At 42.3% G+C, this 12450-nt stretch carries 12 protein-coding genes; 4 read left to right on the forward strand and 8 right to left on the reverse strand.

Translation table 11 applies throughout. The features are described from left to right. Positions 1-40: 40 nt before the first annotated feature. Positions 41-1561, reverse strand: coding sequence for a PTS fructose transporter subunit IIC (locus AC5GD6_RS01330; RefSeq protein WP_491846072.1), 1521 nt, complete (start codon positions 1559-1561; stop codon positions 41-43). Between the two features lie 352 nt (positions 1562-1913). Between AC5GD6_RS01330 and AC5GD6_RS01335 the strand changes: the two genes are divergently transcribed. The 3 genes from AC5GD6_RS01335 to mscL all read left to right on the forward strand — a co-directional run bounded on the left by AC5GD6_RS01335 (position 1914) and on the right by mscL (position 4576). Next, on the forward strand, positions 1914-3557 hold the full coding sequence (locus tag AC5GD6_RS01335; RefSeq protein ID WP_491846073.1) for a carboxypeptidase M32: 1644 nt from the start codon (positions 1914-1916) through the stop codon (positions 3555-3557). A 39-nt stretch (positions 3558-3596) separates the two neighbouring features. Next, complete coding sequence (gene dtd, locus AC5GD6_RS01340) at positions 3597-4055, forward strand: D-aminoacyl-tRNA deacylase (protein WP_006302554.1); 459 nt, start codon at positions 3597-3599, stop codon at positions 4053-4055. A gap of 74 nt (positions 4056-4129) precedes the next feature. After that, positions 4130-4576 (forward strand): large conductance mechanosensitive channel protein MscL, encoded by a 447-nt coding sequence (gene mscL / locus AC5GD6_RS01345; RefSeq protein ID WP_006302553.1) that lies wholly within the window; start codon positions 4130-4132, stop codon positions 4574-4576. A gap of 16 nt (positions 4577-4592) precedes the next feature. Here the strand turns inward: mscL and AC5GD6_RS01350 are convergent, their stop codons facing one another. Beyond that, a complete protein-coding gene (locus AC5GD6_RS01350; protein WP_061102866.1) occupies positions 4593-4883 on the reverse strand; it encodes a hypothetical protein in 291 nt (96 codons plus the stop codon). A 305-nt stretch (positions 4884-5188) separates the two neighbouring features. Here AC5GD6_RS01350 and AC5GD6_RS01355 point away from each other — a divergent pair, with 305 nt between their 5' ends. Beyond that, positions 5189-6007, forward strand: a complete 819-nt coding sequence (locus tag AC5GD6_RS01355; protein ID WP_416432147.1) for a PASTA domain-containing protein — start codon at positions 5189-5191, stop codon at positions 6005-6007. 111 nt (positions 6008-6118) lie between these two features. Here the strand turns inward: AC5GD6_RS01355 and AC5GD6_RS01360 are convergent, their stop codons facing one another. The 6 genes from AC5GD6_RS01360 to AC5GD6_RS01385 all read right to left on the reverse strand — a co-directional run. Then, a complete protein-coding gene (locus AC5GD6_RS01360; RefSeq protein ID WP_416454022.1) occupies positions 6119-6898 on the reverse strand; it encodes a DNA/RNA non-specific endonuclease in 780 nt (259 codons plus the stop codon). A gap of 263 nt (positions 6899-7161) precedes the next feature. Continuing rightward, entirely contained in the window at positions 7162-7407 is a 246-nt protein-coding gene (locus tag AC5GD6_RS01365) for an acyl carrier protein (protein ID WP_006302549.1), read from the reverse strand. A gap of 24 nt (positions 7408-7431) precedes the next feature. Then, positions 7432-8763 carry a diaminopimelate decarboxylase family protein gene (locus tag AC5GD6_RS01370; protein ID WP_491846074.1) on the reverse strand — a complete coding sequence of 444 codons (1332 nt, stop codon included), beginning with the start codon at positions 8761-8763 and terminating at the stop codon, positions 7432-7434. Between the two features lie 9 nt (positions 8764-8772). Further along, on the reverse strand, positions 8773-10350 hold the full coding sequence (locus AC5GD6_RS01375; RefSeq protein ID WP_491846075.1) for an amino acid adenylation domain-containing protein: 1578 nt from the start codon (positions 10348-10350) through the stop codon (positions 8773-8775). Beyond that, positions 10347-11606, reverse strand: coding sequence for a hypothetical protein (locus AC5GD6_RS01380; RefSeq protein WP_491846076.1), 1260 nt, complete (start codon positions 11604-11606; stop codon positions 10347-10349). The genes AC5GD6_RS01375 and AC5GD6_RS01380 overlap by 4 nt, the downstream gene beginning before the upstream one ends. Continuing rightward, on the reverse strand, positions 11593-12450 hold an 858-nt coding region (locus AC5GD6_RS01385; RefSeq protein WP_491846077.1), incomplete at its 5' end, for an MBOAT family O-acyltransferase. The genes AC5GD6_RS01380 and AC5GD6_RS01385, both read right to left, overlap by 14 nt.

Genomic DNA, 12450 nt, shown 5'->3' on the forward strand with positions numbered 1-12450 from the left:
TATAAGACACCACAAAAGCTTTACGCACAAGACACAACACCTATGAAAGTACCTTGTTACCGTTGTTTTTGTACTCGTAAGCTTTAAAGATTACATAAAGTATACCGCCTACAACTGCTCCAACAACAATAGAAAGTACCCACCAAAGACCACCATCAACTACGGGCAATACCAAAAATCCACCGTGAGGCGCTGGGTCGTGCACTGCAAACAACAAAGAACCTATAGCACCAATAGAAGAACCAAGCATCATAATGGGCATAACCGGCCAAATGTTTTTAGTCATAAAAGGAATTGCACCTTCGGTAATGTGCGTACAACCCAAGATAAAGTTAACAAGTCCAGCATCGTGATCGGACTGTGAAAAATACTTCTTGCCTACCACAACGGCAAAGGTGGTAATTAACGGAGGAACAATGCACGCAGCCGAAACTGCAGCCATAAAGTTTGTTCCAAATGCATAGGTATCAGTACCAATACCTGCAGCAAGAGCTTCGCCTAAGAAGAACGTACCCGTAACGTAAGCAGCTTTATTAACAGGGCCACCCATATCAAAAGCGCACATGCAACCAATAGCCAAGCCCAACACAATAGGACCAGATGTTGACAGGCTTTTAAGCATGTTCATCATTGCAATATTGATAGCAGACATAGGCCCAGAAATTCCGAGCATAACTAATCCAACAATGAAGGTAGAAAGCAAGGGATATAAAAAGATAGCTTTAAGCCCATTGAGATTTTGCGGCAGACCCGAAAGCAGTTTTTCGAGGCCTAAAATAACATAACCAGCAAGAAAACCGCCGATAATACCACCTAAGAATCCAAAGCCAACACCATGGCCGCCTGCGTCAATTAAACCTTCTGGACTTACAGGCAAACCTTGAATAGCAATCATACCTGCTACAAAGCCTGGTACCAATGCAGGACGTTTACCAATAGATTCTGCAATATAGGCTGATAAAACAGGAACCATTAAGCCCATCGAAATACCGCCGATATACTTAAGCATAGCGGCAAAGCTATTATAATCGGGAGCTGTTGAACTAAATGATGTAATTCCCCATAAGAATGAAACAGCAGTTAAAACACCACCAGCTACTACAAAAACAAGCATGTGGCTCACACCATTCATCAAATGCTTGTAAATGATGTGTCCAATAGACTCTTTTTCTTCAAAAGTGTCTGCAGGTGCAGCTGTGGCAGCTTGAGCTGAAGCAGCATCTTCATGTACAACCCTTGGCTGAGCAGATAACGCACGATCAATCAACGCTTGGGCTGCATCAACATCTAAACATTTTGAAACACCTACCGAAACGCATGGTTTGTGAGCAAAACGCTCTTCTTGAACGTCTTTATCAGCAGCAATAACAACAGCTTTTGCCGATGCAATCTCTTGAGCGGTTAAGCCGTTTTCGACTCCTATCTGTCCATGAGTTTCGACCTTTATGGTGAGGCCTTTTGCAGCTGCTGCATCTTCAAGTGCCTTTTTAGCCATATAGGTATGAGCAATACCGCTAGGGCAACCTGTAGCAGCAACTATGTCAAAGCTTTGCTCCGCCATACAATCACTTCCTAACAAACGTGGGATATGTAATATCTATAGTATGTTGGCAAACATTAAAATCCGAGCACATGAGCCCCTAGATTTTTTACCAACAACTACATACCTTAGATTTTGATAGTAACATATTTTCCGAAACATATTTACCTGTGCACGTCAGAGAAAATCTCATACCGTTCACGTTAAAATATGCAGGTAAATAGCTTACATCTGCTCAAAGTGAAAACAAGTTTTTCGTGCATGAAAGCGTTCGGGCTCCTCTTGAGAATAACACTACGATATAATACAAACAGGTCTTAATGAATTACGTTTAATCGGACTGATGCATGAGCATGCAAACAAAGGAAACATCATGGACAATGCAAATGAAACACAACAATTAAGTACAACTATAGCAACTGACCAGTCAGCCAAAGATTTGAACACCGCGTCTGCCGATCCCAAAACAAAGGATACGTCTGTAGATTTAGGCGCTGCGCTTACCAATCCTAAAGCCGACGCAGAAGAGCTTAACCAGCTTGAGCAAAATCTTTTTGTAACACGTTACTGTTCTGCAGAAATTGCAGGGTTTGGTATGTCCATAGATCCACAAGGAGCTGCTCAAACTCGTTCAAAAGTGTTAAGTTTGCTTGAAAACAGACGTCACGACCTACTGTGTTCACAAAAAACAGCAGACCTGCTGGCACGACTTAGTTGTCCAAGCGCTGTTTTGACGCAAACGCAAAAAGCGCAGGTTGCCATTTTGCAGCATGACCGCCAAAAACTTGTGGACGTTCCACGTGAGCTTGCACAAAAATTTGCAGAACTTACGTGCATAGCCGATGACGCATGGCACAAGGCAAAAGCACAAAATTCATGGGAAATGTTTGCTCCTTATTTGAAGCAAATTATTGACATGATGAAAGAAATTGCACAGGCACGCGATAGTAAAAAAGACCCCTATGACGTGTGGCTCGATGAATATGAACACGGAACAACTCACGCGTTTTTGGACACATTTTTTGAAGAAGTAAAATCGGGAATTGCACCTTTGCTCCACGATGTTTTGATCAAACAAAATAAAGGTTTTAGGCCAAATACCTCACTTTTTGCAGGTAAATTTGATATTATGCGACAGCGTCTGCTTGCGCATGACATTATTAATCTTATGGGTCTCGATAAAAACCATGTGGTCATCGTAGATACCGAGCACCCCTACTCAGATGCTCCTTCAATTAATTACGGCATTATTGCAACTCATCTCCATGAGCATGATGTGCTCTCAAATGTCTTTTCGATGTTTCACGAAGGTGGGCACACACTCTACGAAACAGGTGTTAATCCCGCCTATGACTGCACATCGCTTAAAGGCGGCACATCCTATGGTATTCATGAATCTCAATCGAGATTCTTTGAAAATTACATTGCGCGCGACCGCAACTTTGCACCACACATTTTGCGCTTAATGGCGCATCATTTTCAAGGTCAGCTTGGACGCGTTACACCGCAACAGTTTTGGCAAGTCTCTAACGCGGTAAAGCCAGGGCTTATTCGTATGGATGCCGATGAACTAACGTATCCATTTCATATTATGATTCGCTACGAAATTGAAAAGCAGCTGTTTGCAGGTGATTTAGATGTTGAAGACGTAGCTGCTGCCTGGAATAAACTCTACAAAGAGTATCTTGGCGTAGAGGTAAACGATCCTGCTCATGGAGCGCTTCAAGACATGCACTGGTCAAGTGGATATTTAGGCTATTTCCCAGGCTATGCGGTAGGTGACGCCATTGGCGCACAGCTTAAGCACGCTATGATCGCTTCTGGTATTGCATGGGACGACGTGCTTGCCTCGGGTGATTTAGCTCCTATTCGCCTGTGGCTTAAAGACCATATTTGGAGCTATGGTCGTAGTCGCACGCCACATGAGCTCATCGAACAAGCCAGCGGTGAAGCGCTTACCACTACGTACTACCTAGACTATCTTACGCAAAAATTTACCGCACTTTACAACTTATAATTTGAGGGTATAGCTTAGTAATATAGACATGAGGTTAATATGCGATTGGTGCTTCAACGCGTGCAAGAAGCTCGCGTAGAAATCGACAATAAAATAGTGGGTCAATGCGCACAAGGTCTTATGATTTTGGTAGGAATTGGATCAGATGATACGCGTGCAAGCGTTGAAGCTCTTTGCGATAAAGCGCTGGGTCTGCGGATTTTTGACGACGGTAACGGAAAAATGAATCTCTCGATTAAAGACATTGACGGTGAAATTTTAGCTGTAAGCCAATTTACACTGTATGCCAACTGTCGCCACGGAAGGCGCCCCTCATTTACCAACGCAGCAGCATTTGAGCAGGGACGCAGCTTGTACGAGCATTTTTGTGCGTGCATACAAGCACATCATATCCGCTGTCAAACAGGCGTGTATGGTGCAGATATGCAGGTACATCTTATAAATGATGGCCCTGTTACCATCTGTTTGGATAGCGATATTGATTGCAGACACGTTTAATACTCACTGAATTAGCAGAAACTGGTCAGACCCTATAATGTCTGCGTGCATAAACAACGTGAAAGGTTGATGACGTGAAAAAATTTATACAAGAATTCAAAGACTTTATTATGCGAGGCAATGTCGTAGACATGGCTGTTGGTGTCATTGTCGGAAGCGCTTTAACCTCAATTGTCAATTCTTTGGTAAATAACATCATCAACCCCTTCATAGTTTTTCTTACAGGAGGACAAACCACTATTTCAGGTCTGGTAGTTCCGGGCACACATATAGATTTTGGTGCATTTTTAAGTTCAATTATCAATTTCCTTATTGTGGCGTTTATCGTATTTTTGCTGGTAAAAGGCATCAATACCTTAAAGAAAGCAGGAGGGGAACTTATAGGAATTTCACTTGACGAAAAACCCGAAACAATTGTACGTTGTCCTTTGTGCTACGAAAAAATTGACCAAAAGGCACTACGTTGTCCTCATTGCACGCAAGACATCAAAGATAGAGAAAAAATTATCGAGACAAAATAAGTGAAAGTGCGCACACTTAACGCTTACCGTGTAAGCGCATAACATCCCAAAAATGGTGGGAAGGCTCAGCGTCCATAGGTCGCTGAAACTGCGCACATGTTGCATGTGTTCTAAAGTATTGTTGGCCAAAAGGGTCGGTTACAGGAACAAATACACGCGGCGTAGGTGCATAGTATTTTTGGGGAACGCGCATATCATGAGGATTAGCAAGCGTATAACCCTTTGAACAGACCGCATGATACAAGCCCGTTTGCTCATCGCGCGAACAATTGCAAAAAATGCAATCACAACATGCAAAGCCCGACATCGCTACCCCCTATCCTGCAAAATACCTCTGAACGTACACCAAACATTGTGAATCATGGTCTTATATCATAACCTGTAACACCTAGATTGCGTGGTCATCTATCAAAGATTATACGGGTCATACCTATAAGAGGCAAGTTTACGCGCGGGCTCGTATGTATATAGACCATCAAGGTATTCATCTAATATTTCTAGATCACTTCACATACCTTATAGAATAACTTGCATAGTTTTATAATTATTCGTATGATATGTAAGGTGTTTTATGCAACACACGGTATCTGTAGGGCTCATAAGGGAACATCATTGCCGAGCAATTCTAAAAAACATATGCTAAAAAATCTTCCGCATATGCATATGCCATCTCACAGCCACACCATTGTTGATTTAAGCAATGCGCATGAATCTAAAAAATCTATGAGCGAAAATTTTACCCATGATTTACATGCCTTATTTGAAATTGGAAACGACAATCTATTTACCAGAAAGCATATAAAAGATACTCCCGAAGTTCCAACTCACGAATATACCGATGCACAGATACCCGAAAGTGATTTATACGTTCCTGCTACTTATCAAGACATGACAACTATGCAAAAATCTGCAGTTCAAAAGCTTAAAGACTTGCCATTTCTTCTTAAAGCAATTGCAATTGCACTTGTCTGCTCGATCCTTATTTCATCTACCATTCTTACCCAATGCTTTGGAATCCTCAAAGGTCAAACCATGGATAACTATGTAGGTGTTTCAGTAGATGAAGCAACAGCAGAGCTACAAAGCAAAAATCTTAACGTTAAAGTGGAAGAACAGACAACTACCCTTAACGACCAAATTGGAAAGGTTATTGCAACAACACCAAGTTCAGGCGAAAACGTTATGCGTGGAAGTACCGTAATCCTCAAAGTTGGAAAATTGAGCCAAGACTCACGCGAAGTACCGTCGTTTATAGGACTTACCGAGCAAGACGCACTTAAAGCAATTGCTGACACCTCATTTTTTGTTAAAGACCGCATTGAATACGAAGAGAATTCCCAAGCTGCAAAAGGTACCGTCATTGCCCAAGACCCTGCACCAGGAACTTTAAAGACAAAAGGAGCTTCTATCAAGCTCTATGTTGCGCAATAGTGCTACAAACCACAGCGGACACAGCATACACAGCGTATACGGCACACGCACAACAAAGCTCGTAAGCCGCAAAATAGCAACACTCAACCTATCACGTAGATAATATCTGTATCATTCGGATTTTTGCTTAAATGTGCCGTCACTATAATTTATTTCGTATCCTAAAGCCGTGTTATAAACTTCCACTTCTTCATTGATTGTGTGGTCGCTTGAAAGCATATCAACCACCACGCTCCGTGGAACTAGTTCATCAGCTCTATAAAGTGCTGTGACAATATAGTACACATATCCATCTGGATGTGATTTAAGCCACAGTCGAGTTTTTGCCTCACAATAATCCATCCCTCCTTTATCGTCGTGAGCACCCACATTTTGCATACGCGTGCCACATACAAGATTCTCAAGCTTTTCCTCACCACCCAATGATTTTGCAAGCATATGGCTTCTATTCCAAAACCAGCCATGATACACACGACCCTGCGGCAACTTTATGGCAACCTTTTTGTTATATCCCCAACCACTAGGATTAGGGAGCTCTTCTCGTTGACGCTTACTGCCGTGCTGCATCATGTCATACGTTACGCAACCCTCAACTTTTACGGCTCTACCATACGCATCAAGCGGACTGTACACAACAGCACCCACAGGCACATCGCTATCAATATATGCACCCGAAACAACGCGCACATAATCGGGATAATGCTCGCCAGACCACTGCGTAGGCTGAGAAAGGCGCACTTGTGGAGCGCGGCGCATATATGCTGGTTGCATCTGCGCAGGTAGAACATACGACAACGGTGTTGTAGTAAATCCATACCACGCAAACACAAGAGCTAATGCCATACCTATAAACGCACGAGGTAGTGATACATAAACCCTATGATGTCTCATACGAAAAGCTCCCTCACACAAAAAACCTCCCAAAGTCACACAAAGGCTTTGGGAGGTTTTATCATACATATGATAGCGTGCTTAAAACTCACGCGTAACTTGCACAAAACTTGCCAACTAGCACAAGCACAACCAATTTAGCGCACCGCATAACTACAACAGAGATGAGCTTTCAATCATGCGTATCGTGCACGCATAATTTTGTTGTAATGCGCATACAATTTATTCGTTCATGATTGGCTATTGAGCGGCCATGCTCAAGTCTATTCGCTATCAGCTAAACGAACAATCATTTCGTAAATGTCTTGCGCACTATTAAAGTTTTCTGGGACGATCTCTTTTGCAGGAACAGAAACATCAAACTCATCATCAATTGCGGAGATAACAGAGAGGATGTCAAAAGAATCCAATATTCTATTGTCTACCAACTTGTCCTCGGTAGAAAAATCAACCTCATCATTGATATCAGAAAGCATTGCAATTACTGCATCAAGTGTAATGTCATCCATGACGTGCTCCTTTGAGATAGATCACTATTTATCCGCATTTTGCGGACAATTATATACATTTGTTGGTATAAAATCACGTGCCAATTCGTAAACACCATGCGCTTTACGAATGACAATGCGAGGCATGTCTCTACTTAAGAACAGATACATTGCCTCGGTGATAGAATACGCACCTATATGTTGAAAAGCAAGTATATCATTTAAACCAAGCGAAGATTCATATTCTCTTACCAAAACATCCGAAGTAGTGCACAAGCTCCCGCATAACGTCCATGAACTGGTAAAACGTCCGCCTTTGCTCTCATCAGTCTGTGCAAAAGGCTGCGGCTCTTCAGGCGTAGATTGCGATTGCGTAGATAAAGCCGATTTTGACTTCGCCTCATCCTCGCACGTAGACGCATCAAGACACGTTGCTTGTTGCTGGCTCACATTGATGATAGACGGACATTTTAACCCCATCATTTGACCTAGATAAGACACATGATTAATGCCGCCATCAATAAATGCATAGTTTGTTTTTGTGTCCTGACCATGCTTAATATCAACAATACGCGTAAGGTAGGTTCCACATGCGCTTGCAAAAAAACGCCCCATTTCAACCGTCAGTGGTACACGATTTGCTATTCGTTGCAAGGCAGGTGCAAGCTCTTTTGCAGGCAAAAGCGTATCAGAGGCATCTTGATCGATAAAATAGGGATATGCAAGGCCAGGGCCGTATTCCAAACGCTGGCATTTCCAATTGTATTTGCTTTCAAGTTCATCGATAAGCGCTTCTAAACGAACTAATTCTTTTTCTTGGTGCGTAAGTTTTTTGCGCTGAGTTCCTACAAAATAATGAATACCCACAAACGAACAATGCATAAATTGAGCGCGATTATTTATAAGGTGCTCCAAATCGTCTTGGCACATACCAAACTGACTACCTGCATTAAGACGCAATAAAACGCGTACAGGTGATTTTGAAAGCAGGCCTTGCTTGTCTAACTTTGCCGCTTCGCGTTCAATAAGCAATGCTTGCAAAACCGATTCGGCTGTACAAACGCCCACACCGTAACGCAGCGCAGCTTGTATATCATCCGTTTGTTTGCAAACACCTGAATACACAATGGCTTTTGGATCTACATGCAAACGTTTACAGATTTCCAATTCGCCAGGACTGCAAACCTCCAGTTGAAAGCCACATGCTTGTGCAGCTTTTGAAAGAAAAGGATTGGCCTTAATGGAATAACACAAATCAATTGAAGTACCCATAATCTTTTTAACATGCTCAAGACGTTGCTTAAAAGCCTGTTCATCAAGGATATAGGTGGGCGTGGCATATGTTTGTGCAATTGTTGCAAGTTCTTGTATATCCATATCGTTTCCTTATTTTTTCATTAAAGCTTGACGATCAACCTTACCGTTTTTAGTAAGGGGCAACTTCTCAAGCGCCTCAAGTGTATTAGGGATCATAAATTGAGGTAAATTGTGGTGAAGTGCATCTGCAACATCTGAGTGCAAAGCCGTACCCATATAAAACAGGTGCAAGCGATGACGCTTACTATCATAGGTACAAACCGCCTGCTCTACCCCATCGATATTCATGGCAGCAGCCTCAATGTCACCAAGCTCAATGCGGTGACCAAGATGCTTAATTTGATGATCTTTGCGCGACGTATATACAAGATTTCCGCAAGAATCAAAATAGCCCATGTCACCCGTACGATATAAAGGCTCTAACCAGCTGTTTTGTAACGGATTTTGTACAAACGCAGCAGCGGTCTTTTGAGGCTCATTGAGATAGCCCAAACCAAGTGCCGTTCCGCTCACACAAATTTCGCCTTCTACACCTGCTTTGGTAACTTGATATTCACGAGTATCACCGCTGTTAAGAGCGTCTTCATCCGCAACCGCACACGCTTTATCCTCGTTTTCGTCACGCGAAGCAATCAAAAACACACGCTCATTATCAAATGGCTTGCCAATAGGAATAACTTCGCCCTTTTGATACGGACGATCAACCACAAAATAGGTGCAATTACAGGTGATTTCTGTAGGCCCATATAAATTAACATAGGTAACATCAGGAAGATATTTACGCCACTTTGCAAGCTGTTTTATCGGCATAACTTCGCCCGAAAACAGCACACGCTTAATGGTGGTAGGAACTTTATAATCAAAGCCATTCATAATTGATACAAAACACAAGGCACTTACCGCCCAAACAAGCGTAGTTACCTTGTTCTCTACCAGATAGTCCATAAGTTTGGTAGGAACACTAAAATACTCACGAGGAATAATTTGAAGCGTTGCACCCAAGTAGAGCGCAGAATAAATATCTTTTACCGACACATCAAAATCAAAGGGAGCTTGATTGGCAAAAATATCATCGCTATCCATATGAAACGTAGAGGTAAATATTGGAATAAAATCAATAACCGAACGATGAGAAACAACAACGCCTTTGGGCTTTCCCGTAGATCCACTGGTAAAATTAACATACAAGGGATCGATATCGCACAGCGCACGCTGACATGCAGCTAAAACGTCAGTATTTATTGCGGTATCCAATATTTCGGATAAACGAACAACCTTATAACGCGTTGTATCTATGTGTGCTAAAGCCTGCTCATAAAACTCATCGTCAGTAACAACTACCTGTGGATTAAGCGTTTGGCATATCTCGTGAATACGAACAACAGGCTGTCGTGTATCAAGAACCGAATAATAATCTCCTGCATACACCGCTCCAAGCATAGCAGCAAGCGCGTACGAGCTTTTTTCGAGATAAAAAGCAATAGATTGGCGCGCAGCAGCATGATCTGCTGTTGCAAAATACGTACCAAAACTTTGTGCTGCGTGTAAGAGCTCTTCATAGGTAAGAGACAGATGTGGATCACTTACCGCACAATGGTGCGGCCTTTGTGCAGCAGATTGCTCCAACCAAGTTAAAACGCACTTCATGAGTTACCCTTCGTTGCCTTGTACTGTTTCATCCAAGTATCCCATTCGTCATACGAAATGAAATCCTGCGAAACATCTTCGTGCATATCTATACGATATATAAGTTTAGCCAAGTAACGCGAAAAATGTTGGGCACCAGCTGTATTTAAGTGTTCAAAGTCGGCAAACTCCGAACGCGAAAATGAAAGAACACCCTCTTTACACATATTACAATCAAGATATACACCATTGGCACCCTCAACAATATCACGTACGCGCTGCATGGTTTTTGGATAAAATGAACCAAATGCCGCAATATCAAACGCTGGATGAGGTGTGGCTATACAGATGAACGAAACACCACGATCTTGGCAAAGACGGGCAATTTGTTCTAGATATTCAAAGCTCTTTTGATTAAGACGAGGCCAACCATATACTTGAGCTGACGTATCATAATTTCCATCTTCCAAAGCCCAGTTATAATTACCATAACCTCGTCCGCCATACGTCCAATCTTTCGTTACCTTTTGAGCTGCTAAGCCATAAGGTTCGTGAGTCAAACGAGACATCACGTTATAATAAAGCGCCTGTGGCGTGCGCGCAGGTGTAAATACCCAAGGAAAATAAACATTCAGTGAGTCCTTTGCACCAAATGTTTCTTTTCGCAGCGCAAGTGACCCCAATTTTTGAGCAAGCGTGATGGGATCATGTTGATAACGTGCATAAAGATAGGGTACTTCGGCACGAACGTTATATGGATTATCAAGAGAATATAAACCAATACCCAAGATAACGCGTTTAACATGCTTATGTTCAATAGCCTCAAGCACCGTATCGTAGGTGGAAGATAAAACCTGACCAGGCGTTGCAAGATTATAAGTAGAAGGATTTTGCTCGCCTGAAAGTTCTGTGCGCGCATCATCATACACAAGAGGATTTATACCGCGCTGTGCATACGAAGATCCCACAATAACCGTATCGCACGTGGGAGCTTCTCTAAAATCATTCCAGCTTACTTGCGCCAAAGGAGCATATAACGAAAAGATATGCGCATAACAAACTGCAATAATACCAAGCAGAACACAAGATAAGATTGCAATCTTGATTTTACGTATAAAGAAGCGCTTATGTTTTGTGTCTTTATTGTTGTTTAATGCTGATGATGCATGTTGCACTTGTGAGCACGAAGGCGTGCTCGCGGACGAAGACTCTTTCACGGTTTTAGGCGTGCTTGTAGACTCTGGCGTATGTTGTGAGGATTTATTAGTAATTTGCATACATGAACCCTCCTCCCACATTAAAGATGCATGCCAAGGTAATCAAAAGACCAAAGAGTGCAAACAATAGGATACGAACAATATACGATTGTTTCGATAAAAACGTAAATATATCGTGGCCTTGCTCTTGATAGAAACTTACTGCAAAAACGATACACCACATCACAAAAGAAAGGCACAGCGCACTTATCTTATCCTGATGAATTCCTATAGTGCGCAAGGTTGTAATAAAGTCTTGTGCGCGAAACGAGAACACCGTGTTGTAGAGGCAGATAAACGAGGTTTGTGCATCAAAGATACGGTCGAAGTACCAGCCAATGTTTACCACGATAAAGCAGCGAATAACCGAGAATACATGGTAGCTGCGGGTTTTTTGGTTAATGTGCAAAAGATGTGCTAAGCCTTGGGTAAGAGGTTTTGCAATATCTGATGTGGCAATTACAAGACCGTTATAGAGTCCCCACCAAATAAAGTGTGCATCAGCACCATGCCAAACTCCTACGAGTAAGAATACAAAGATATTGGCAAGGGCTGCAGGAAGGGTTTTCCCTAAGTGAGAAGAGATGTGCGTTTTTACACACTTGCCTAAAGCTTTCATGGGACGGGTAAGTGCTAAAGGATAAAATACGTAGTCTTTCATCCAAAGACCTAAAGAGATATGCCAGCGTCTCCAGAAATCGGCCAGTGAAATAGAAAAATACGGGCGACGGAAGTTTGCTTGCATAGGAATACCTAAAAACTCAGAAGTGGCTTCTACCATATCGATACCACCTGAGAAGTCGGCATATTGTTGAGCAGAATAAAGCAAAATACCAAAGACGATAACAGAGCCTGGAAGAGAGGC

The sequence above is a fragment of the Fannyhessea sp. genome, from assembly GCF_986145555.1.

Coding starts and splice junctions, on each gene's coding strand:
- AC5GD6_RS01330 (WP_491846072.1), bottom strand. CDS start 1,561: ATGGCGGAGCAAAGCTTTGACATAGTTGCTGCTACAGGTTGCCCTAGC.
- AC5GD6_RS01335 (WP_491846073.1), top strand. CDS start 1,914: ATGGACAATGCAAATGAAACACAACAATTAAGTACAACTATAGCAACT.
- dtd (WP_006302554.1), top strand. CDS start 3,597: ATGCGATTGGTGCTTCAACGCGTGCAAGAAGCTCGCGTAGAAATCGAC.
- AC5GD6_RS01350 (WP_061102866.1), bottom strand. CDS start 4,883: ATGTCGGGCTTTGCATGTTGTGATTGCATTTTTTGCAATTGTTCGCGC.
- AC5GD6_RS01360 (WP_416454022.1), bottom strand. CDS start 6,898: ATGAGACATCATAGGGTTTATGTATCACTACCTCGTGCGTTTATAGGT.
- AC5GD6_RS01365 (WP_006302549.1), bottom strand. CDS start 7,407: ATGGATGACATTACACTTGATGCAGTAATTGCAATGCTTTCTGATATC.
- AC5GD6_RS01370 (WP_491846074.1), bottom strand. CDS start 8,763: ATGGATATACAAGAACTTGCAACAATTGCACAAACATATGCCACGCCC.
- AC5GD6_RS01375 (WP_491846075.1), bottom strand. CDS start 10,350: ATGAAGTGCGTTTTAACTTGGTTGGAGCAATCTGCTGCACAAAGGCCG.
- AC5GD6_RS01380 (WP_491846076.1), bottom strand. CDS start 11,606: ATGCAAATTACTAATAAATCCTCACAACATACGCCAGAGTCTACAAGC.